Consider the following 22,226-nt stretch of genomic DNA (forward strand, 5'->3'; position numbering starts at 1 on the left):
CGTTAAGGCCCGCCCCACCGATTGACGGGCCACAGGATCGGGCCCGCCTGGCCGAACAGGTCGTCCCTGGTCATCCACCGCGCGCAGCTCTCGTCGGCATCGGGGTTCCCGCGGCAGGGATAGACGGAGTCGGCGGAGTTCGCTCGGTTGTCGCCGAGCACGAGGTAGGAGTCGTCCGGCACGGTGAGGGTGGGGAAGCAGCGCGAGGAGATCGTGGCGGTGTCGCAATCGAGCGTGCCGGGGGCGAACGGCAGGTCGTGCGCCACATAGGGCTCATGGATGGCGACGCCGTCGACGAGCACGGAGCCACGGGCGTCGCAACACCCCACAGTCTGTCCCGGTTCCGCGATCACACGCTTGACGAGGACGTAGGGCCGCAGACCGGTGGTCTCCCCGATGCCGTTGAAGAAGGCGGCGAGGGGATTCTCGCTGACTGCGGGTCTGTTCCATCCGTCTCCCGGGCGGAACGCGACGATGTCGCCGGCGGTGGGCTCGGCTGCGACGTAGGCGAGGCGATTGACGACCAATCGGTCGCCCGGCTGAAGGGTCGGCGACATGGAGTTCGACGACGGCTGCCCGACGAACGCGAAGACGAGAAGTGCGAGCGCCAGGGCCACGGCCAGGTGGAACCATACGCTGTGGAGGGTGCGACGGCGCGGTCGTTCCCTGCTGTTCGTCGTCATCGCTTCTCCGGTCGCGCAGTCGGGGGCACACCCAATAGTGTCAGGGAATGGGTCGAGAAGCCGAGGTCGACGTGCTGCCAGCCGTGTCTTCGACGAGACAGCCCGGATACGTGCGGCTCGTCGTCCCCGACGTGCTCCGCGGCATCGCGATCGTCGCCATGCTGATCGCTCACGCGGCTCCTTTCGTGCCCGAGCGGCCCGCTGCCGTCAGCTTCGTCACGGCCATGTTCAGCGAGCTCGCGTCGCCCCTGTTCGCGCTCGTGATGGGGATGTCGGCGCAGCTCGTGTGGCAACGGTCGCCGCGGGTGCCGGTGACGTTGCTGCAGCAGGTGATCCGCGGTCTGTTCCTCGTTGCGCTCGGCGTGTGGATGGCCACGTGGGGTTCGTGGGTGGCGGTCGTGCTCGCGCACCTGGGGGTCCTCTTGATCGTCGGGGCTCCGCTGCTGCTCGCGCGCACCCCCTGGGTGATCGCGATCACAGCGGCGGTGCTGATCGCGAGCGACCCGCTCGTACGCCTCGCACGGGGGTGGGAATGGGCGCACGGCGCCGCTGTCCCGCTCCGGGACGTGCTGGACTGGGCCATCATGAGCCCGCACTATCGCCTGATCAATCTGCTGCCGTTCTTCCTCATCGGCGGACTGCTCATCCGGCACGGGCTGCGCCGTGACCGTCTTCTCGTCGTCACCGTCGCCGTGGCGGTGGTCTCTTACCTGGCGTGGGGAGTCGTCTCCCGCACGGATGTCGTCCAGAGCGAGTCCGGTTACTACCTCGACACCCTCAAGGATGTGGGCCTCGTGTTCGCCGTGTACGTCCTCGTCGTCCTGGCCGCGACGGCGCGACGCGAGGGGGCGAAGCGCTTCTGGCATCCGATCTTCGTGCCGCTGATCGCCTGCGGCCAGGTGGCGCTTTCGCTCTACCTGCTCCACGTCGGAATCATCGCGCTGTATGCGCGCGCCTATGGCCGCCCGACGGAGAACTTCTGGCCGGGGTGGCTGCTGATCGTGCCGGGGATGGTCCTCGTCGGCTGGCTCTGGTGGCGCTTCGTCGGTACCGGTCCCGTCGAGTGGGTCATGGGGTGGCTCACGGGGCGACGCAAGCCGCTCCTGCGCCACCGGTGACTCCGATCAGGCGGGTGCCGCGTCGCGCAGTGCCCGGATGCTCTCGATGAGCACCCCGATCTCCGCGCTGCCCATGGCCAGTGGGCCCGCCCTGGTGCCGTCCGTGCCGATGAGCGCACCCACGGGGGTCGCCGGGCCGATGCCGAGGACGGCCCCGACGGAGCTGCCGATGTCGAGAGCGAAGCGCGCAGAAGCCGGGACGGCGTGTGCCGGTTCCGTGCCGATGAGTCCCCTCGCGATCCCCTGTACGACATAGACGTCCACGACGGCACCCAGCGCTCCGTGGGCGGCCTCCAAGGACGCCAGCGCGGTCGCACACGCATGACAGCCGGGTGCGACGAACACGAGAAGCCTGGCTCGGGTGGTGGGAACGAGCACGTCGACGATCTCGCCGGTCTCTGGGATGAGCAGCGCGCCCGAGCCGTGGGAAGACGCCGCCGGTGCAGAGAGCGGCTCTACGGGGCGTGCGTTCGAGGCCCGGGCGATCGCCCAGACGGCGGAGGCGATCAGCGCGCTCGCGCCCAGTGCACTCAGCGCCACGGCCGCTGACGAGCCTCCGAGAAGGGCAGCCGATAGCCCGACCCGGCCGGATGCGGCGGCATCGACCAGCGCTGCGGCGAGGACGGACGCGGCGACGACCGTGACGAGCAGGTTCCGCACGATGAGCCGTGGCCCGATCGGGGAGGGGAGCCAGTCGCCGAAGCATCCGCAGTCATCCGTCGCTCCGAGTTGGTCTGCGCGGATGACGGCGACGAGAAGCCCCGCGGTCAGCACGAGCGCGCCCCCGGCGATGCCGACGAAGAGCCAGCCGGTGGTGAGCAGCAGGCCGATGGCGATGAGCGCCTCGGCGACGATGAGCACGATGGCGGCGGCATCCGGATGCCGGACCGTGATGCGCAGGGCCGCGAACGCTCCGCGGCCGCGATCGGCGGCGCGCAGCTTGCCGATGGTGCTCAGGGCGAAGACCGCGGCGAGGAACGCCGCCAGCGGCGCGAGGAAGGCGCTCATGAGGTCATTCTCCTGGATCGGAAGAGCGGCCGAACCCCGCGTGGGATCCGGCCGCTCTCGCTGTGACGCTATCCGACGTCGATGCTGCGGGCGATCACGTGGCCGAGCAGAGGACCAGCGTGGAGTTGACGCCACCTGCGGTCTTCGCTCCCGTGCCCACGTAGCCGGCCGGGACGGCGGCGGTGGCGCTGAGCGTGAACGCGACCGAGATCGAGAGCGTCGTGCGGAAGTCGATCGTCGCGCCGGCGGCGAGCGGGGCGGTCAGCGTGATCTGGCGGCTGGTGGCGGAGAGGACTGAGACATCCGCCGTGCCCCCGGTGACGCTGAAGACGCCGATGTTGGCCACTCCCGAGCCGGTGACGGTGACGGTCGTGCCGACGGGCAGCGGGGTCGAGGGGCCTGCGGTGAGCGTGAAGCCGGGGCCGAGGACGCCGAGCACGCCACAGGTCCCGTTGAGAGCGAATGCGCCGACCTCGATGTCGCCGGAAGCGGCGGCGAGCGGCGTGGCCACGGCGGCGGCGATGACGGGAACCGACCATGCCGCGCCCTTGACGAGCGTGCGGCGCGAGACGCCCTTGTTCTTCTGGATTTCCTCGGTCACGAAAGTGCCCTCCCTGTTCGATGCAGATGCGGTTTCCCGCGGTGTCGTGACGAGGCGACACGATTTTCTGCATCCCCCAGGAGCCCCGTCGTGGACCTCAAGCTAGGGCGATGGAGAGGGGAGCGATGGGGGTTTCGGTGAACTTCGCGCTCCGTGCGCGCAACCTGCGCGACGTGTGCTTTTCGACGGTGAGGAGCTATGCCCGGCGCGTGGCCCGCAGCGCGCGTGGAGTCGCCTGATACGCATCGTCGAGCGCTCGCCGCATGCTCATCGGGGAGTGGAATCCGGCGCGCTGGGCGATCTGATCGATGCTCAGCACGTCGTAGCGGCTGTCCACCAGCAGGGAGTGGGCGAGGCGGGCTCGCTGTCGGCGGATCTCGGCCGCGACGCTGTTCCCGGACTCCGAGAAGACGAGCTGGAGCTGCCGCAGCGACGACTGCACCTCGTGCGCGACCTGGGCCGGGTTGAGTGCCGGATCACCGCACTGCTGAGCGATCACCGCGATCGCCCTTTCTCGCAGCACGGCATGGGGCGAACCCTGGCCACTGACACCGCCGATCCGATCCAGGAGCACGGCACCGCTCATCTCCATCACGAGTTGCTCGATGGCGTACTGCTCGATCGCGGATGCCTTGTCGTCGGTGTCCAGGAGACAGTCGAGGAACTGCTGCATCGACGTGTCCAACAGTCGGCGTTCCGCGTACACGGTGGCATCGGGCGGCAGCGACGGCACGAACGACGCGACCGCCGCCCGGGGGACGAGCGCCGCGACGAACCGCCAGCCGCCTGCCCAGCGCAGGCGGCGCGTGAAGCCGTGCGCAGCGATGACCAGGCCGTCCGTCGCCTGGACCCAGGGCTCGCCGTCGAGCCGCGACCACAGTGCGTGCGCCTGCACGAAGGCGAACACCGCATGATCGGGGTAAGCGGAGACGGTGTCGACATGGAGTTCGGAGGTTCCGCCGTTCGTGCTGAGCAGGACGACCTCACCGGAGGTGCGCTGCCGGGAACGCAGGCCCGGCCGGTCTCCGATGCGCCGCACCCCGTGCGCGGCGAGCGTCCGATCGTCGATGACCTGAGCGGAAGAATGTGTCACGGGACGTCACTCCTCGGGGTGTCAGCGTGCGGCACCATTGCCTCTGTGACCGACCGTTTCCTGCGCGGCCGATCACCGCCTCGTGCGTCGGTCTCCTCCCCGACGCGTCGATACAGCAGTGAATTGAATACAGGTTCAATGATCACGGGCCTCCTGTCAACACAGATCGCGAATTCGTGTGGCGAGACGACACGAAACCCATCTGCATCCCCCAGGAGCCTCACCTTGCGAGCCACCGTAGAGGCCTCGTCCCGGCTTGTCCGGTGAACGACGCAAAAGCGCGCACTGCGCGTTATTCCTGCGCGTTCTGTGCTTTTCCGAACCGGTTGTGCCGCGGTGGCCCCGTCGGTGAGATCGTGGATAGGCTTGCCGTCATGCCCGATCGCTTCTTCGTCAACGCGGTCGGCGCCGTCGTCGAGGTCGACGTCTCGCGACGCTCGGCAGGCTTCCGTGCCCTGGCCTTCGAGGCCTGGGCCGATGCGCGGATCGAGGCGGCAGACACCCCCGACGCCACCGCCGTGGTCCCCGCGGAAACCGGCGACGCCGAAGCACTGTCCGCGCTCTCGACCGACGTGACGATGAAGGCCCTGGCGCACCGCCGGCACGATCCCGTCTGGATGCTGCACGCTGCCGGGCTCGCTGCGCGCGACGGTCGCGTCGTCGTGCTGAGTGCGGCCTCGGGGACGGGTAAGACGACCGCTGCGCGCCATCTGTCACGGCGCTACGCCTACGTGAGCGACGAGACCATCGGCATCGACGATGCGGGCCGGGTCGTTCCCTATCGGAAACCGTTGTCGATCATCCAGCGTCGCGATGCGCCGAAGGCCCAGATCGCGCTCTCCAGTCTCGACGGAGGCCGGGCGCTCCCCGACGACCTCCGCGTCGCGAAGATCGTCGTGCTCGATCGGTCGGACGACGGACCGGAGGAACCCGAGGTCGATCCGCTCGACATCGCGGAAGCGCTGGCGCTCTTGGGGCCGCAGACGAGCTATCTCGCCGACGGCCCGGCGCCGCTGCGACGGATCGCCGCGCTGCTGGCAGCGACCGGCGGTGCCGTGCGCGTGCGCTACCGCGAGGTCGACCGCATCGACGAGGTCGTCGACGACCTCCTGCGCACGCCTTTGCAGCCGGTCGCTGCCGTCGTCGCCGAATCGACCTCGCCGGTCGTCGGCGCCCCGCAGCCCGACGGTCTCGCGCGGGCGGAGATCATCGACGCACTGGCTCTGGAAGGTCGGACGGTGCTGCTGCAGCGCACACCGACCGGCGGGAAGGTTCAGGTGCTCGACGGCATCGGCCCCGACATCTGGGCGGCCGCAGACGGACAGCCGCTCGACGGCATCGTGCGAGCAGTCGTGGCCGCGCACGGGGAGCCCACAGGAGAGGACGCGCACACGATCGTGGAGCGCGCGGTGCAGCGCCTGCTCGCCGACGGGATCCTCAGAGCGGCCGAGGCGCCGCGGTCCTGAGAGCGGAACCGCCGTGGGGTCGGGTCAGCCCCCGGAACCCCGGCGACGCACTCCGGGTTCGGGAGCGGTGACGGGCTCCGCCGTGCCATCGTCCTTGGTGTAGCGGTCGTAGGCGCCGTAGTACTCGCGGCCGTAGTACGCCGACTCCGCGCCCTTGCGGGGCACGCGGTTCAGCACCACGCCCAGCACCCGACCCGTGGTGCGGGTGATGTTGGCGATCGCGCGCTGCAGCATGTCGAAGGTCGTCTTCCCCGAGGACACGACGATCAGCACGCCGTCGGCACCCGCAGCCAGCACCGCCGCATCCGTCACCGGCAGCACCGGCGGGGAGTCGAGGATGACGATCGCGGACTTGCTGATCTCGGCGAGGAAGTCGCGCATGCGCTGCGACCCGAGCAGTTCGCTCGGGTTCGGCGGAATCCGACCGGCGCCGACCACGGCCAGGGGCACATCGCGCGACGGGCGATGCGCCACGTCCTGCAGTTCCGCCCGCCCCGCGAGCACATCGGTGAGGCCGACCTCGTGTGACATGCCGAAGATGTCGGCGATCACCGGACGTCGCAGGTCGCAGTCGATCAGGATCGCCCACTGGCCGGCCGCAGCCAGGCTCGAGGCGAGGTTCACCGACACCGTCGACTTTCCGTCACCCGGCACCGAGCTGGTGACCACGATGACGCGCGGCGGGTTGTCGACATCGATGAACTGGAGGTTCGTGCGCAGCTCGCGCATCGACTCGGTCGTGTGGTGGGACACGCCGTGCTGGGACTCGAGGGAGAAGTCGATCACCTGACGCTCGTCCGCCATCGACTTCTCGAGGGGGAGCGTGCCGATCACGGCGACGCCCGTCTCGCGCTCGATGTCGCGCGGGTGGCGCACGCGGCGATCGACGGTGTGCCGCACGAAGGCGTAGAGGAGACCGAGGGCGAGCCCGGCGAGAGCACCGATGACGACGTTCAGACGCGTGTTCGGCGACGACGGGGCGCTGGGGAGGCGAGCCGAGTCGCCGACGATCAGGGAGATCGCGGCGGGGGTGGTCTCGGTGCCGCCCTCGAGCTTCTCGATCTCGATCGCCATGCCGTCGAGCCACGCCTGAGCGAGCGCCTGTGCCGACTCCGGCGTGGGGCCCGTGGCGGTCACCTTGAGGGCAGTCGTGTCGATCGGGTTGGTCACGGTGACGCGGTTCACCAGCACATCGGGCGAGGCGTCGATGCCGAGCTCGTCGATCGCATGCTCGGCGACCGCGCGCCACGATCCGAGGTTGAGGTATGACTTGACCCTGCTCTGCGCGAGCTGGTTGCCCACGAGTGCGGCCCCGCTCGTCCCGTCGCCGCCCACCGCCGTCACGATGCCGGTCGTGTCCGCTGAGTACACCTTCGGCTGCAGCGCGCTCCACCCGAAGGCCGCGACGGCGCCGACGAGCGTGGCGACGACGATGACGATCCAGTGCGCGCGCAGGATGCGCACGTAGTCTCTCAGTTCCAACTCTTCATCCCCTCGCACATCCCGCGGGGAGCTCGGGATGCAGACATGATGATGAGCATACGGTGAACACCCGCTCCCGGTGGTCGCACGCGGGTCAGGTCAGGGCATCGTGCACGATGCGTTCCACCTCGATCAGTGCGGGGGTCAGCTCCGCTGCCGATCGGGCGTACGTCTCGCGGGACCGCCGGTAGGGGTCGATCACGTCGTCCTCTTCACCGGAGGCAGGGGTGATGCCGCGCTGGTCGTTGACCGCCTGCAGCACGGCCGCGAACCGCTCGCGCGGGGCGTCGCCGGCGGCCTCTGCCGCGGCCTGCGCTTGCGCGCTCGGCAGCGTCGACGCGAGGCGTGCGAACTCCCGGACCGTGAACGTGCGACGAAGCCGATTCGGCATCATCTTCACCACGTGCGAGCGATGCTCCCTCGCCATGGTCAGGATGAGGTCGGCGTCGGCGAGGAGCGGCTCGACCAGGTAGCGGGCCCGATGGGCGGCAGCCACGTCGGCGTCGACGCCCTCCTGGACCGCGAGTTCGAGCGCGGGCTCCGGCATGCCGTGGCCGACCAACGCGTGGGTGCCCGCGCTGTGGACTCTCACGCCCAGAGGCTCGAGTTCGGCTCGGAGCAGCACCTCGGCCAGCGGCGATCGGCAGATGTTGCCGGTGCACACCGTGAGGATCGTCAGTCGCGACGACGGTTCCGTCTCGTTCGTCGAGCCCAGGAGCTCGGCAAGGGGAACGGGGGAACCGGCGGGGGACTGTGCAGAAGAAGACGAGGAAGGGGGAACGGCGTCGGCGTCGGAGCGTCCGCGCTCGCGCCACTCCCGGCGGCTCATCCCGGCTGGTGGGCCCTCTGCAGACTGCGCGTTCACGCCACCAGCCTAGAGCTCCGGGACGGCGGCCGCCCCGTGAACGGAAGATCTGCCAGTGGGGGCGCTGACGGTGGGAGGCGAGTCGTCAGGGGAGCCGCGGCGGCTCCTCGATGCTCTCCGCGTCGATCGCGGTTCCGTTCAGATGCTCGATGTAGCGCAGCAGCACTCCTTCGCGCAGCGCCCACGGCGACACCTCGAGTTCGTCCAGCTCGAGCGCGGTCATCGCCACGTGCAGGGAGACGGCAGCAGCGACGATCTGGAAGGTCCGGTCCGGGGTGATCCCCGGCAGCTCCTGCCTGGCCGACGCGGGCAGGCGCGCGAGCCGGGGGATCCATGAGCCGAGCGATGTGCGCGGGAGCAGCATCCGTTCGCTTCCCGACCACCCCGGCACCGGATAGCCGACCAAGCGGGCGAGCGACCGGATCGCCTTCGAGGAACCGACGACGTGGTCGGGTCGGGGGAGGCCGGTGAATCGCGGCAGCACGGTCGCGATGGTCGCTTCCGCGTGGGCGCGCAGTCGTTCGACGTCCGCCTCGCCAGGAGGGTCGTTCGGGAGGTACTGCACGGTCATGCGCCCGGCGCCGAGGGGCACGGACGCGGCGGCGTCGGGCATCTCCTCCGCGCCGGCCGCGATCTCCAGAGAGCCGCCGCCGATGTCGAGCAGCAGCAGCTGTCCGGCCGACCAGCCGAACCAGCGCCGCACGGCGAGGAAGGTCAGCTCCGCCTCGGTCTCCCCGTCGAGCACCTGCAGGGGCTGCCCCAGAGCGGCCTCGATGCGGGCGATGACCGCCGCGCCGTTGCGGGCATCGCGCACCGCACTGGTCGCTGTGGCCAGCAGCGCGTCGACGCGCTCGGCCTCGGCGACGCGTCGAGCCTGGGCGACCGCGGCCTCGAGCGCCTGCACCCCCTCCTCCGAGATCGCGCCGTCGGGTGTGAGGTAGCGCATGAGGCGCAGCACCGTCCTGTCACTCGTGGTCGCGAGCGGACGTCCACCGGGGCGGACGTCGGCCGCCAGCATGTGAACGGTATTGGATCCGATGTCGAGGACTCCCAGGCGCACGGAAAGAGACTACTCGCGCCCGGATACGATGTACTGCGTGACCACCGTCGACCCCACGCTGCCGCTGTCGCCCTACCGGGAGATCGGGCGCGCGGAATGGGCACGTCTCGCCGCAGGGCTCGATCAGCCTCTCACCGAGACCGAGGTCGTCGAGCTCCGCGGTATCGGGGACCGGCTGTCGCTCACCGAGGTCCGCGAGGTGTACCTGCCCCTGAGCCGTCTGCTGAGTCTCTACGCGACCGCGACCAAGCGCCTCGGCGCCGCCACCTCGTCGTTCCTGCAGGAGGACGACACGACGACGCCCTTCGTGGTGGGCGTGGCCGGCTCTGTGGCGGTCGGCAAGTCCACGATCGCCCGTCTGCTGCGCGAGCTCATGAGCCGGTGGCCCGGAACCCCGCGTGTGGAGCTGGTGACCACCGACGGCTTCCTGTACCCCAACGCCGAGCTCGAGCGCCGCGGGATCATGGACCGCAAGGGCTTTCCGGAATCGTATGACCGACGCGCGCTGATCGAGTTCCTGACCGAGGTGAAGAGCGGGGCCGCCGAAGTGCGCGCACCGTTCTACTCCCACATGCGCTACGACATCGTCCCCGACGCGAACGTCGTGGTGCGCCGTCCCGATGTCGTGATCGTCGAGGGGCTGAACGTGCTGCAGCCGCCCCCTGCCCCGAACGACGTCGCGGTGAGCGATCTGTTCGACTTCTCGATCTTCGTCGACGCCGAGACCTCGCACATCGAGAAGTGGTACGTCGATCGCTTCCTCGCTCTGCGGCAGGCGGCGTTCAGCAACCCCTCGTCCTATTTCAACGTGTTCGCGCATCTCACCGACGAGGAGGCGATCACGACGGCCCTCGGGTACTGGAACGAGATCAACATGCCCAACCTCGTCGAGAACGTGATGCCGACCCGGCACCGGGCGCGGCTGGTGCTGCGCAAGGGCGCCGACCACGACGTCGAGAGCGTGCTGCTGCGCAAGCTCTGACGCGGGTGTCCCGACCGCAATATTGTTCGGACGACTCGCAAAAATCCCGGCTTACTCTTGTTCGCATGTGTGGAATCGTCGGATACGTGGGCCCGCGCCCCAGCCAGGACATCCTTCTTGCCGGCCTCGCCCGCCTCGAGTACCGCGGCTATGACTCCGCGGGCGTCGCCGTGATCGACGGCGACGGATCCCTCGGCATGCGGAAGAAGGCGGGCAAGCTCGCGAAGCTGCGCGACTCGCTCGCCGACGCGCCGCTCCCCGACGGGTCGACCGGTATCGGCCACACCCGCTGGGCGACGCATGGCGGACCGACCGATGTCAACGCCCACCCCCACCTGGCGGACGACGACAGGCTCGCCGTCATCCACAACGGCATCATCGAGAACTTCTCGGCCCTGCGTGAAGAGCTGCTCGCCGACGGGGTGGCGTTCCGCAGCGAGACCGACACCGAGGTCGCAGCCGCCCTCCTCGGGCGTGAGTACGCCGCCAACGGCGGCGACCTCCAGCTCGCCTTCCGCAACGTCGTCAACCGACTCGAGGGGGCGTTCACTCTTCTCGCGATGCACCAGGACCACCCGGGGCTCGTCGTCGGCGCCCGCCGCAACTCGCCGCTCGTGATCGGTCTCGGCGAGGGGGAGAACTTCCTCGGCTCCGACGTGGCCGCCTTCATCGAGCACACGCGCAAGGCGCTAGCGATCGGCCAGGACCAGATCGTCTCGATCACCCCCGACTCCATCAGCGTCATCGACTTCGCGGGCACACCCGTCGAGCCCGAGCCCTTCGACGTCTCCTGGGACGCCGCCGCCGCCGAGAAGGGCGGATGGTCGAGCTTCATGGCCAAGGAGGTGTCCGAGCAGCCCGAAGCCGTGGCGAACACGATCCGCGGCCGCATCCAGGACGGCCAGGTCGTCATCCCCGAGCTCGACGGCCTCGACGACCTCTTCACCGGGATCAACCGCGTCATCATCACCGCGTGCGGCACCGCGTCGTATGCGGCCCTCGTCGGCAAGTACGCGATCGAGCAGTGGGCGCGGGTCGCCGTCGACGTCGAGCTCGCGCACGAGTTCCGCTACCGCGACCCGGTGATCGGTGCCGACACCCTCGTCGTGTCGATCAGCCAGTCGGGCGAGACCATGGACACGCTGATGGCCGTGAAGTACGCCCGTGAGCGCGGCGCCCGCACCCTCTCGATCTGCAACACCCAGGGCGCGACCATCCCGCGCGAGTCGGACGCGGTCGTCTACACCCACGCCGGCCCCGAGGTCGCGGTCGCCTCGACCAAGGCGTTCTCGGCGCAGATCACCGCTCTGCTGCTGCTCGGCCTGCACATGGGGCGCGTGCGCGGCGCCGTCGCCGATGCCTCGACCGACGTCGCGGAACTCACCGAGCTGCCCGCGAAGATCGCCGAGGTCCTCGAGAGGGAGCAGGAGCACGTCACCCAGCTCGCCGGGTGGATGGCCGACACCCGGTCGGTGCTGTTCCTCGGTCGTCACGTCGGCTTCCCGATCGCTCTCGAAGGCGCGCTCAAGCTCAAGGAGATCTCCTACATCCACGCGGAAGGCTTCGCCGCGGGCGAGCTCAAGCACGGTCCGATCGCGCTGATCGAGCCGGGGCAGCCGGTGTTCGTGCTGGTGCCGTCCCCGCGTCACTCGGCGCTCGTGCATTCGAAGGTCGTCTCCAACATCCAGGAGATCCGTGCCCGCGGTGCCCGGGTGATCGTGGTGGCCGAGGAAGGCGACGCGGCCGTGCTGCCGTTCGCCGACGAGGTCATCCACATCCCGCTCGCCGGCGCGATGTTCGAGCCGCTGCTCTCGGTCGTGCCGCTGCAGATCTTCGCGATGGCGCTCGCCACCGCGAAGGGCCTGGACGTCGACCAGCCCCGGAACCTCGCGAAGTCGGTCACGGTCGAATAGGACCGGCTTCGAATCGCGCAAATGGCTCCGTTTCCCGGTGAAACGGAGCCATTTGCGCGATTCGAACCGGATGCATGCTCGGTAGGCTGAACGGATGATCATCGGCACAGGCATCGACCTCGTGGACATTCCGCGGTTCGAGCGCACGATGACCCGGACGCCCCGCCTCCTGGAGCGGCTCTTCGCCCCCTCCGAGCGTCCGCTGCGCCTTCCCTCACTGGCCGCACGGTATGCCGCCAAAGAGGCGCTGATCAAGGCGCTCGGCGGCTCGGACGGCGTGCACTGGACCGAGATCGAGATCGCCTCGGAGGCGTCGGGCCGCCCGCACTTCGTCCTCTCCGGATCGACCGCCGCTGTCGTCGAGGAACGAGGCATCCGCACCTTGCATCTGACCCTCACCCACGACGCGGGCCTCGCTGCTGCGTTCGTCGTCGCCGAAGGAGCGCCGCTGTGACCGTCCCGTTCCGCGAGGCGACCGTCGACCTCGATGCCGTCGCCGACAACGTCCGGCACTTCCGCCGGCTCACCGGTGTCGACGTGATCGCGGTCGTCAAGGCCGGAGCCTACGGGCACGGTGCGGCCGCGACCGCTGTCGCAGCGCTCTCCGCCGGGGCGACACGCCTCGGCGTCGCCGAGATCCCCGAAGCCCTCGAACTGCGCAGGCAGGGCGTCCGTGCGCCGATCATGGCATGGCTGCATGCGCCGGGCGAGCGATTCGAGCACGCGGCCGCGCAGGATGTGGAGATCGGTGTCTCCTCCTTCGATCAGCTCGAGGCCGCGGCTGCTGCGGCCGCCGTCGACCGTCCGGTCGGAGTGCACCTGAAGTTCGAGACCGGGCTCTCGCGCAACGGCATCGCCCCGGCCGACTGGGGGCGGGTGCTGGCGGAGGCCGCACGCCTGGAGCGGATCGGGCGGCTGCGCATCGTCGGACTCTTCAGCCACCTCTCCAACACCTCCGCGGAGGACGACCGGGCCGCGCTGGCGAAGTTCGAGGAGGGCGTCGCCGCGGCTTCCTCGTTCGGGATCCACCCCGAGATCAGGCACATCGCCGCCACCGCCGCAGCGATCGATCTGCCCGAGACGCGGCTCGATGCCGTCCGGATCGGCATCGGGCTCTTCGGCCTCTCACCGTTCGACGACCGCAGCTCCGCCGAGCTCGGCCTGCGTCCGGCGATGACCCTGCGCGGAGCGATCGCAGCGGTCCGCCGGGTGCCGGCGGGCACGGGCGTCTCCTACGGTTACGCGCACCGCACCGATCGAGACACCACGCTGGTGCTCGTGCCCCTCGGCTACGCCGACGGCGTGCCCCGGAACGCTTCGGGCAGGCTCCCGGTCTCCATCGGCGGACGGCGTTTCGTCAACGTCGGGAGGATCGCGATGGATCAGTTCGTCGTCGACGTCGGCGATACGCCCGTCTCCGTGGGGGACGAAGTGGTGCTGTTCGGCGATCCCACCCTGGGCGTGCCCTCGGCGGCGGACTGGGCGGCTGCGGCCGGCACGATCAACTACGAGATCGTCACGCGCATCGGACCCCGCGTGCCCCGGAGGGCATCGTGAGCGTGGACCCCGCATTCCTCGGTCGACGGGAGATCGCGACGTCCGAGGAGATGGAGCAGCTCGGCTTCCGGATCGGCGAACAGCTGGAGGCGGGGGATCTGCTCATCCTGACCGGGCCGCTGGGCGCGGGGAAGACGACGTTCACCCGTGGTCTCGCCGAAGGGCTCGGCGTGCGCGGCCCCGTGCAGAGCCCGACCTTCGTGATCGCGCGTACGCACCCTTCACTGGTCGGGCGTGCGCCGCTCGTGCACGTCGACGCGTACCGACTCGGATCGGCTGCAGAGCTCGAAGACCTCGACCTGGATCTCGAGCGCTCGGTGGTCGTGATCGAGTGGGGGAGGGGGATGGCCGAGGAACTCGCGGACTCGTGGTGGGACATCGAACTCGAACGGCCGGTCGGCGCCTCCGACCTCGACCCGTCGGAGCTCGACGCGGACGCCCCACGGATCGTCACCGTCGTGCGCGAGGGAATCTCATGAGTGCGTCATCGGCCTCCCCCCTCGTCGCCGTGATCATCGACGACGACCCGGGGGTCCGCTCCCTCCTGGACGAGGTGTTCCTCGCGGCTGGATTCGAGACCTTCCTCGCAGAGTCGGGTCCGGAAGGAATCGCGGCCGTCGAGCAGCACCATCCGGTGATCACCACCCTCGACATCAATCTGCCGGGGATCGACGGATTCGAGGTCGCGCGCCGCATCCGGCAGGTCAGCGACACCTTCGTCATCATGCTCTCGGCGCTGTCGGACGAGTCCGATGTGGTCCTCGGCCTGACCTCCGGCGCGGACGAGTACCTGGTGAAACCGTTCCGGCCCCGCGAGCTTCGTGCGCGCATCCAGGCCCTCCTGCGGCGGCCGCACCCCGCGGGCCCACCCCCGACGCCCGAGCCGCGCCCCGTGGCCGGACACGAGCCGTCGTCCGACGGCGCGACGGTGCTGACCTGGCGGGGCCTGGTGCATCGCGATCTCAGCCTCGATCTGGACACGCGTCTGGTGCTCGTCGGTCAGAAGCGGATCGATCTCACCCCCACGGAGTTCGACCTGCTCGCGGCGATCCTCGAGGCGAACATCCGCGTGTGCAGCAAGGCGGAACTCGCTCGCGGACTGCGCGGGGCACCACCGGGGTCGAACGACTATGTCAGCGAGCCTGACAAACGGGCCATCGAGACGCACATCGCGAATCTGCGGCGAAAGCTCGGTGACAGCTCGGCGAGACCGCGCTACATCGAGACCGTGCGCGGAGTCGGGTATCGTCTGACTCGCGCCGATGACACAGCGGACTGACCGGGGCGGGGCCGCGGCTCCCCAGCCGCAGCCCCGATGCCTGCGAGTCCCCACTCGCGTGGCCCCGGCGTCTGCGTTGTTCCCCAGTCGCAGTATCGGCCCCACTCAGAATGCTAGGGGTGCGGGGCCGCCTGAAGAGCGGGCTTGACGGATCTTTGAGTAATCTTGCGGGAAACCTGAGCTTCGAGCGGAAAGGCGAGCGTCGATGATCCGCACCGTGTCGATCTGGCGCTGGCAACTGGTCTTCACCGGCAGCGTGGTCGCGATCGTCGTGATGATCACGGCCTTCAAACCCCAGACCTTCGGCAACGCCTTGGTCGTCGCGGGGGCCGTGCTCGTCCTCGTCACGAGCGTGCTCACGCTGATCGTGCCGTGGCACCGTCTGCCGCGCTCCGCCGCCGCCGTCGTGCCCCTCCTGGATGCGCTCGCGATCGGGTTCACCACCAGTGCGCCGGATCTCCGTCTGGGGTTCCTGTGGGTCTTCCCGGTCGTCTGGCTGGCCACGTACTTCACCCTCCCGTGGGTGTTCGGCGGCATCGTCTTCATGGGCGCCACGCTCGTGCTGTTCGCCGAGCAGCGCGGCTCGCCGGCGGACATCCTGCTGCGCCTGCTGACCCTCGTCATCACCCTGGGGTTCCTCGGCGTGACGGTGCGCATCGGCGCGCAGCGCTCGCGGGCCGCGCGTCGGCTTCTGCAACGTCGCTCCGAGCAGGTCAATCGTGCGGCGGAACGGGCGGAGGCGAATCAGCGGCGGGTGATCCAGATCGTCGACGCCCTGAGCGTCGCCCTCGTCGTCGTCACGGCGGGAGGGCGGATCCTGCAGATGAACGACGCCTACCGTGCGCTCTACGGCCGCGATCGTTTCGGCGCGGAGCTCTCCACGGCCGCGGTCGAGTACGACGCCCGACGGGGTGTCGCACTGCCTCCCTCGCGCACCTCGCTCGCCCGCGCCGCCGCCGGAGAGAAGCTCGACGCCGAGCGCGTGTGGCTGTTCGACGGCGCCGGGCACTGGCGGGCGCTCGAGGTGAGCACGGAGCCGATGGCCGGCGTCGGCGGAGGCGAGGCGATCACCCTGGTCGTGATCGACGACGTGACCGCTCGGCTCGAGGTCGACGAGGAACGTCGGGCCTTCAACGCCATGATCTCGCACGAGTTGCGCAATCCCCTCACGGCGATCATCGGCCACGTCGACCTGCTCCGTGAACGCGAAGACCTCCCCGGGCGAGTTCCGGCGCAGCTGGAGATCATCGCGAACTCGGGAGAGCGCATGCAGGATCTGGTCGCGAGCATCCTCCGGCAGACGAGTCGCACCGCTCAGGATCCGTTCGAATCCGTGGATCTGCGCGAGATCGTCGAATCGGCGGCGGCATCGTACGCACCCGTCATCGCGGGCAACAGGCAGACGCTCCGGGTCGAGGGCGCCGCGAGCCTCGTCATCTCCGGTGATGCCTTCCGGCTGCGTCAGGTGGTCGACAATCTGCTGAGCAACGCCGCGAAGTACACCCCCGCGGGCGGAAGCATCGACGTCGAGCTGAGCGTCGCGACGAACGGTCAGGCTGTGGTCACCATCGTCGACGACGGATTCGGTATCGCCGCAGATGACGTGGCCCGCGTGTTCGAGCCCTACTTCCGCACCGATGACGCCGTGCGCGCCGGTATCAGCGGTACCGGGCTCGGCATGGGTATCGTGCGGGAGATCATCGCCGCACACGAAGGCAGCATCGACCTCGCCAGTGAGGTCGGTGTCGGCACCCGAGTGACTCTGCGCTTTCCGCAGCGTCGAGTGATGGAGGCTCAGGCATGACCCCGCTCGTTCCCGTCAACGTCGACATCACGACCAGCATGGTCGCGGTGGTCACGGTGCTCACCGCCATCGTGATCGGTCTCGGCACCCTCGCGCGCCCGAGCAGGGCGACCGTCACCTGGGGAGCGGCGTTCGGTCTGGGGATGCTCGGTGCCTACCTCTGGCTCGCCGGGCAGCAGATGACGGAGACCAGGGTCCTGCTCGCCGCGGCCTCTGCTCTGCTGCTCTGCTTCGAGCCCCTCGTGTGGGTCGGACTGCGGATGCACTTCCGGCGCCGCGAACGGTGGTGGCTGGTCGTCCCCTACCTCGTGATCGCGCCCACGCTGCTGGTGACGACTGCCGACACCCCGTGGTACCTGCCGTCGTTCCACCTCGTCTTCCTGGGCAGCGCCGTCTTCGGCGGGCTCGTGGCCTACGAGCTGCTGCGCGACCGGCCGGCGGCCAGGGACATCGTGCTCCCGCTGGCGCTCGCCTCCTGCGGACTCGTGGTGGTCGCGGTCGTGAGCACCTTCTCGGCACTGCTGTCGGGTGGCGTGTCGGTCGGTGCGCAACTGAGCGCCCTGCGCGGCATGAACGCCGTCGGGACCGTGGTGGTGAGCACCTGTGCCGCATTCACCCTCGTCCTGATGGTGCGCGTGGAGGCGAAGAAGAGCGATGCCGGCGATTTCATGGAGCGCGCACGTCGTCGGCTCCGCAAGGCCGAGGCGCAGAACGATCTCCCGTGGTCGGTGCTCGATATCCGACTCGACGACCCCACCGATCTCCGAGAGGCATCGACGGGTGCCGCGTTCGCGTTCATCGTCGACCGATTCCACCATGACATCCAGGAGGCCCTGCCCGCGTCGGCCGACGCCGACCGGGTGGAGGACGGTCGGGCGATCGTCGTGATCCGTGGCGGCGACGAGTCGGTACGTCACCACCTGCGCGGGATCTTGACGCGCATCTCGATGATCGACCGGGAGACGACGACCGGGATCCGATCGTCCGCGAGCATCGGCTGGGCGACCGCTTCGGTGGTCGGTTTCGACTTCGACATGCTCACGGCTACCGCGGGGCAGGCGGCCGCGCGAGCCCGTGCCGCAGGCGGCGATCAGTGGAAGCGCGCCGACGAGACGGATCTGGAGCGGGCCGCGTCCATCGTCGGCTAGGAGGTTCGGGACTCCCGACCCCTGGCGAGCGCGGTCGCGATCGCGCCCTCCGCCTCCGCCCCGGTCTCGGCCGCGGCCGAGACGTTCTCGGCGACGACCGCTTCGATGATCTCGGTGCGCTGGATGCGTGTCTCGCGCGGGGCCTTCACACCGATGCGCACACTGTCGCCCTTGATCTCGAGCAGCGTGATCTCGATGTCGCCGTCGATGCGCACGCTCTCACCGATCCGCCTCGTCAAAACCAGCATTCGTTCAGCCTACTGCCGCGGAGACGGCGCCGACCGCGGCCGAGGGCGCGGGGGCATCGCGAACCACGCCGACGGTCTCGATCGTGAGCGCGGCGGCCGTCGCTTCGGTGTACGAGAGCACCGGAAGGCCGTCGGTCTGCGCGGAGACGAGCCGCCGCACCGCCGGTCGCAGCGTCGGCGCGCATACCAGCACCGGTTCGCCACCCTCGCGTACCGACGCGACCGCCTGCTTCACCGACTCCACCACGGCCTCCATCCGCTGCGGGTCGAAGACGATCTGGCTGCCCTCGTCGCCGGTCCGCAGGCTCTCGAGCATCGCCTGCTCGAGAAGCGGGTTGATCATGACCACGCGCAGGACGCCGCCGTCCGCGAACCGCGCCGCGATCGCCGGGCCGAGAGCAGCTCGTGCGGCTTCGATCAGGCCCTCCGGATCGGTCGAGGTCCTCGCCCGCAGCGCGAGCGCTTCGTAGATGCGGCTGAGGTCGTTGATCGGAACCCGTTCGGCGAGGAGTCCCTGGAGTACGCGCTGCACCTCCGCGAGGGACAGCAACGCCGGGGTGAGCTCCTCGACCGCCGCGGGGGAGGCCTGTTTGAGCGCGTCCGTGAGCTGGCGCACGTCCTCGCGACTGAGCAGCCGCGCTGCGTGGGCGTGGATCACGCTGGAGAGATGCGTGATGATCACGCTCGCGCGGTCGACCACGGTCGCTCCCGAGAACTCGGCGCTGTGGCGCATCTCGAGGGGGATCCACTTGCCGTCGAGCCCGAACACCGGGTCGAGGGTCGCTGCACCGGGAAGCGATTCCAGGCCCTGCCCGAGCGCGAGCACGGAGCCGGCCGGCGCGGTGCCCCTCCCGGTCTCGACCCCGGCGATGCGGATGACGTAGGTGGCCTGCGGCAGCTCGATGCTGTCCCTGGTGCGCACCGGCGGGGCGATCAGGCCCAGATCGAGGGCGATCCGCCGGCGGAGGGCCTTCACCCGCGCCAGGAGATCGTCGGGTCCTCCGGTGACCAGATCGACGATGTCGGGGGAGAGCAGGATCTCGAGCGGGTGCACGCGCATCTTCTCGATCAGCTCCTCCGGTTGATCCGCGGGAGCCGGCGCAGGGGTCTGCGCCGCGATGGCCTCGTCGCGCTTCTGCGTCGCCTTGATGCGCTGCGCGATCAGCAGCAGAAGGGCGCCGATCGCCACGAACGGCAGCATCGGCATGTGCGGGATCAGCGACAGGACGATCGCGGCGCAACCGGCGATGATGAGCGCGTTGCGGGACTGGCCGAGCTGTGCGGACGCGGCGGTGCCCATCTCCGCCTCGGCCGTCGAGCGGGTCACGATCATGCCGGTGGAGACCGCCATCAGCAGCGCGGGGATCTGGGTGACGAGCCCGTCGCCGATGGTGAGGAGGCTGTACGTGCTCACGGCCCCGTCGATCGTCATGCCGTGCTGGACGATCCCGATCGCGATGCCGCCGACCACGTTGATGATGATGATGACGAGCCCGGCGATCGCGTCGCCCTTGACGAACTTGGAGGCACCGTCCATGGCGCCGTAGAAGTCGGCCTCGGCGGCGACCTCCGCGCGACGTTCCCGGGCTTCGGCGTCGGTGATGAGTCCCGCATTGAGGTCGGCGTCGATCGCCATCTGCTTGCCCGGCATGGCGTCGAGCGTGAACCTCGCCCCGACTTCGGCCACGCGCTCCGCTCCCTTGGTCACCACGACGAACTGGATGACGACGAGGATCAGGAAGACCACGGCGCCGATGATGAGGGAGCCACCCACAGCGATCGCGCCGAACGCCTCGATCACCTGGCCGGCGTAGGCCTCGCCGAGCACCAAGCGCGTGGAGGCGACGTTGAGCCCCAGCCGGAACAGCGTCGCGACGAGCAGCAGCGAGGGGAACACCGAGAAGTCCAGGGGCTTCTTGACGAACATCGACGTGAGCAGGATCACGAGCGCGAACATGATGTTCAGGATGATGAGGATGTCGAGCAGGAACGGCGGCACCGGAACGACCAGCAGCATGATGATGCCGACGACGCCGACGGGCACCATCAGCTTGAGGAAGAGCTGTCTCATACGGTCCTCCGATAGGGAAGGGAATGGATGCCACGAGCGGCCCCGCGCCGCCGCAGGGCGTCGACGAACACGAGCACTCGGGCGACGGCGTTGTACAGGTCCTCGGGGATCTCCTGGCCCAGATCGCACGCAGCGTGCAGGGCGCGCGCGAGCGAGACCTCGCGCACCATCGGGACACCGGTCCGCGTCGCCTCGTCGCGGATGCGCTCCGCGACGACGCCGCTTCCCTTCGCGACGACCTTGGGCGCAGCGCGTCCGACCTCGTACCGGAGCGCGACGGCGACGTGCGTGGGGTTGACGAGGACCACATCGGATCCCGCGACCGCGGAGATCATGCGGTTCCGGCTGATGGCCAGCTGTCGGGAGCGGCGTTGCTGACGGATCAGGGGGTCGCCCTCGGAGTTCTTGTTCTCGTCGCGCACCTCGCGTTTGGTCATGCGAGTGTGCTTGCGGTTGCGTCGCATCACGACGAACATGTCGATCGCGGCCAGCACCAGCCCGACCGCGATGGCGGTCTGCAGCAGGGCCGCCGTTCCTTCGCTCGCGGTGCCGAGCAGGCGTGAGATCGAGTGGGCGCCGCTGGCGGTCAGCACGGGCATCAGGCTCGCGACCACGAGCCACAGGGCGATGCCGATGGCCGCGGTCTTCATCAGGGCTTTCGCACCCTCCCAGAGAGCCTGCATGCCGAACACGCGGCGGATCCCGGTGACGACGTTGAACTGTTCGAAGCGTCCGGTCAGCGGCTTCAGGTGCACCCCGCCCTGGATCACCGCGCCGATCAGCGTGACGATCGCGACGGCGGCCAGCATCACGGCGATCGTCGGCAGCACGGATGCGAGGCCACGCTCGAGTGCCGCGAGCGCTGCGTCCGGCGTCGGAGCGTCGACCAGGGACGTCAGCGTGAGCAGCTGCTCGGTGCCGGCCGATGCCCCGAGGGCGATGGCGGCCGGCATGGTGACGGCGGCGGCGCCGATGCCCAGCCACGCGGTGAGATCCTGGCTGCGCGAGAGACGCCCCTTCTTGCGAGCCTCGCTGAGATGCTTGTCGGTCGCCTTCTCGCTGCGCTCGCCGCTGTCCGTGCCGCTCACTCCTGCACCCCCTGCATCATCTTGAGGGCCTGGACGGCGAGGGCATCCACGATCCCGGGCAGGACTGCATACACCGCTCCGGCCAGCAGGAGCGTCAACAGGATCTTCACCGGGAAGCCCATCGCGAAAGCGTTCAGGGCGGGCGCCACGCGCGTGATCAGGCCCAGCCCGACGTCGGCGAGGAAGAGCACGAGGACGAGCGGTCCGGCGATCTGCACGGCCGCGAGCACCATCTGCGAGACGCCGTCGACCAGGAGCTCGGCGGGACCGGCGACCTCGAACACCCCGTCGATCGGAACGGCGTCGAAACTGCGCGCGAGCCCGGCGAGGATCAGCTGATAGCCGCCGGAGGCGAACAGCAGCGTCAGCGCGGTCAGGTGGAACAGGCGCGTGAACTGGGCGCCGTTCACGAGGGAGTGCGGGTCGAAGGCCTGGGCGAGCTGGAATCCGCCGAACACGTCGATCAGGCTGCCGGCGGCCTGGAGTGCCGAGAAGCACAGCAGCACCAGGAAGCCCAGGAGCGCGCCGGTGAGCAGTTGCAGCACCAGCGCGCCGAGGAAGGGGCCGGTGTCGAGGTTCTCGTACCCGGGTGAGACCGCCGTGCCCACGGCGAGCGAAAGGCCGATCGCGAGCATCGCCTTCACACGCACCGGGATCGCTCCGTAGGAGAAGGGCGGGGCGATCATGATGAACGCGGTGATGCGGACCGCGGCGAGCATCGTCGCCTCCAGCCATGCGAAATCGATGGGGATGAACACCG

At 69.5% G+C, this 22,226-nt stretch carries 21 protein-coding genes; 10 read left to right on the forward strand and 11 right to left on the reverse strand.

The window, feature by feature from the left end; genetic code table 11:
- Nucleotides 1–2: 2 nt before the first annotated feature.
- Complete coding sequence (gene lepB / locus LC041_RS05890) at nucleotides 3–683, reverse strand: signal peptidase I (RefSeq protein WP_226532021.1); 681 nt, start codon at nucleotides 681–683, stop codon at nucleotides 3–5.
- Between the two features lie 47 nt (nucleotides 684–730).
- On the opposite strand from lepB, the gene LC041_RS05895 reads away from it, so the two are divergent.
- Nucleotides 731–1,801 carry a heparan-alpha-glucosaminide N-acetyltransferase domain-containing protein gene (locus tag LC041_RS05895; protein WP_226532022.1) on the forward strand — a complete coding sequence of 357 codons (1,071 nt, stop codon included), beginning with the start codon at nucleotides 731–733 and terminating at the stop codon, nucleotides 1,799–1,801.
- 6 nt (nucleotides 1,802–1,807) lie between these two features.
- Here LC041_RS05895 and LC041_RS05900 read toward each other — a convergent pair whose 3' ends face one another.
- The 3 genes from LC041_RS05900 to LC041_RS17325 all read right to left on the reverse strand — a co-directional run bounded on the left by LC041_RS05900 (nucleotide 1,808) and on the right by LC041_RS17325 (nucleotide 4,503).
- On the reverse strand, nucleotides 1,808–2,809 hold the full coding sequence (locus tag LC041_RS05900; protein WP_226532023.1) for a MauE/DoxX family redox-associated membrane protein: 1,002 nt from the start codon (nucleotides 2,807–2,809) through the stop codon (nucleotides 1,808–1,810).
- Nucleotides 2,810–2,903: 94 nt separating this feature from the next.
- Nucleotides 2,904–3,410, reverse strand: a complete 507-nt coding sequence (locus LC041_RS05905; RefSeq protein WP_226532024.1) for a hypothetical protein — start codon at nucleotides 3,408–3,410, stop codon at nucleotides 2,904–2,906.
- 196 nt (nucleotides 3,411–3,606) lie between these two features.
- Nucleotides 3,607–4,503, reverse strand: a complete 897-nt coding sequence (locus LC041_RS17325) for an AraC family transcriptional regulator (protein ID WP_226532025.1) — start codon at nucleotides 4,501–4,503, stop codon at nucleotides 3,607–3,609.
- A gap of 374 nt (nucleotides 4,504–4,877) precedes the next feature.
- Here LC041_RS17325 and LC041_RS05915 point away from each other — a divergent pair, with 374 nt between their 5' ends.
- Nucleotides 4,878–5,969, forward strand: coding sequence for a hypothetical protein (locus LC041_RS05915; RefSeq protein WP_226532026.1), 1,092 nt, complete (start codon nucleotides 4,878–4,880; stop codon nucleotides 5,967–5,969).
- Nucleotides 5,970–5,993: 24 nt separating this feature from the next.
- On the opposite strand, the gene LC041_RS05920 is transcribed toward LC041_RS05915, so the two are convergent.
- From LC041_RS05920 to LC041_RS05930, 3 genes are all read right to left on the reverse strand, one after another.
- A complete protein-coding gene (locus LC041_RS05920; RefSeq protein ID WP_264188988.1) occupies nucleotides 5,994–7,451 on the reverse strand; it encodes a polysaccharide biosynthesis tyrosine autokinase in 1,458 nt (485 codons plus the stop codon).
- Nucleotides 7,452–7,545: 94 nt separating this feature from the next.
- Nucleotides 7,546–8,316, reverse strand: a complete 771-nt coding sequence (locus tag LC041_RS05925; protein ID WP_226532028.1) for an arsenate reductase/protein-tyrosine-phosphatase family protein — start codon at nucleotides 8,314–8,316, stop codon at nucleotides 7,546–7,548.
- An 85-nt stretch (nucleotides 8,317–8,401) separates the two neighbouring features.
- Nucleotides 8,402–9,376 carry a Ppx/GppA phosphatase family protein gene (locus tag LC041_RS05930; protein WP_226532029.1) on the reverse strand — a complete coding sequence of 325 codons (975 nt, stop codon included), beginning with the start codon at nucleotides 9,374–9,376 and terminating at the stop codon, nucleotides 8,402–8,404.
- 28 nt (nucleotides 9,377–9,404) lie between these two features.
- Here LC041_RS05930 and coaA point away from each other — a divergent pair, with 28 nt between their 5' ends.
- From coaA to LC041_RS05970, 8 genes are all read left to right on the forward strand, one after another.
- On the forward strand, nucleotides 9,405–10,358 hold the full coding sequence (gene coaA, locus LC041_RS05935; protein WP_226532030.1) for a type I pantothenate kinase: 954 nt from the start codon (nucleotides 9,405–9,407) through the stop codon (nucleotides 10,356–10,358).
- Between the two features lie 65 nt (nucleotides 10,359–10,423).
- A complete protein-coding gene (glmS, locus tag LC041_RS05940; RefSeq protein ID WP_226532031.1) occupies nucleotides 10,424–12,271 on the forward strand; it encodes a glutamine--fructose-6-phosphate transaminase (isomerizing) in 1,848 nt (615 codons plus the stop codon).
- A gap of 94 nt (nucleotides 12,272–12,365) precedes the next feature.
- Nucleotides 12,366–12,725, forward strand: a complete 360-nt coding sequence (locus LC041_RS05945) for a holo-ACP synthase (protein WP_047524761.1) — start codon at nucleotides 12,366–12,368, stop codon at nucleotides 12,723–12,725.
- The gene (alr, locus tag LC041_RS05950) at nucleotides 12,722–13,828 is read left to right on the forward strand and encodes an alanine racemase (protein WP_226532033.1); all 1,107 of its coding nucleotides are present in this window, start codon (nucleotides 12,722–12,724) and stop codon (nucleotides 13,826–13,828) included. Before LC041_RS05945 ends, alr begins: the two co-directional genes overlap by 4 nt.
- Nucleotides 13,825–14,307 carry a tRNA (adenosine(37)-N6)-threonylcarbamoyltransferase complex ATPase subunit type 1 TsaE gene (gene tsaE / locus LC041_RS05955; RefSeq protein ID WP_226532038.1) on the forward strand — a complete coding sequence of 161 codons (483 nt, stop codon included), beginning with the start codon at nucleotides 13,825–13,827 and terminating at the stop codon, nucleotides 14,305–14,307. Before alr ends, tsaE begins: the two co-directional genes overlap by 4 nt.
- A complete protein-coding gene (locus LC041_RS05960; RefSeq protein WP_226532040.1) occupies nucleotides 14,304–15,107 on the forward strand; it encodes a response regulator transcription factor in 804 nt (267 codons plus the stop codon). Before tsaE ends, LC041_RS05960 begins: the two co-directional genes overlap by 4 nt.
- A 205-nt stretch (nucleotides 15,108–15,312) precedes the next feature.
- Nucleotides 15,313–16,911 carry a sensor histidine kinase gene (locus LC041_RS05965; protein WP_226532047.1) on the forward strand — a complete coding sequence of 533 codons (1,599 nt, stop codon included), beginning with the start codon at nucleotides 15,313–15,315 and terminating at the stop codon, nucleotides 16,909–16,911.
- The gene (locus LC041_RS05970; protein WP_226532049.1) at nucleotides 16,908–18,059 is read left to right on the forward strand and encodes a hypothetical protein; all 1,152 of its coding nucleotides are present in this window, start codon (nucleotides 16,908–16,910) and stop codon (nucleotides 18,057–18,059) included. The genes LC041_RS05965 and LC041_RS05970 overlap by 4 nt, the downstream gene beginning before the upstream one ends.
- On the opposite strand, the gene csrA is transcribed toward LC041_RS05970, so the two are convergent.
- The 4 genes from csrA to LC041_RS05990 are packed head-to-tail and all read right to left on the reverse strand — an operon-like array spanning nucleotide 18,056 to nucleotide 22,224.
- Nucleotides 18,056–18,307 (reverse strand): carbon storage regulator CsrA, encoded by a 252-nt coding sequence (gene csrA, locus LC041_RS05975; RefSeq protein ID WP_226532050.1) that lies wholly within the window; start codon nucleotides 18,305–18,307, stop codon nucleotides 18,056–18,058. The genes LC041_RS05970 and csrA overlap by 4 nt on opposite strands.
- Nucleotides 18,308–18,311: 4 nt before the next feature.
- The gene (locus tag LC041_RS05980) at nucleotides 18,312–20,378 is read right to left on the reverse strand and encodes a flagellar biosynthesis protein FlhA (protein WP_226532052.1); all 2,067 of its coding nucleotides are present in this window, start codon (nucleotides 20,376–20,378) and stop codon (nucleotides 18,312–18,314) included.
- Complete coding sequence (locus LC041_RS05985) at nucleotides 20,375–21,466, reverse strand: EscU/YscU/HrcU family type III secretion system export apparatus switch protein (RefSeq protein ID WP_226532054.1); 1,092 nt, start codon at nucleotides 21,464–21,466, stop codon at nucleotides 20,375–20,377. The genes LC041_RS05980 and LC041_RS05985 overlap by 4 nt, the downstream gene beginning before the upstream one ends.
- Nucleotides 21,463–22,224, reverse strand: coding sequence for a flagellar biosynthetic protein FliR (locus tag LC041_RS05990; RefSeq protein WP_226532056.1), 762 nt, complete (start codon nucleotides 22,222–22,224; stop codon nucleotides 21,463–21,465). The genes LC041_RS05985 and LC041_RS05990 overlap by 4 nt, the downstream gene beginning before the upstream one ends.
- Nucleotides 22,225–22,226: the final 2 nt, after the last annotated feature.

The organism is Microbacterium paraoxydans (assembly GCF_020524545.1).
Lineage (GTDB): Bacteria > Actinomycetota > Actinomycetes > Actinomycetales > Microbacteriaceae > Microbacterium > Microbacterium paraoxydans_C.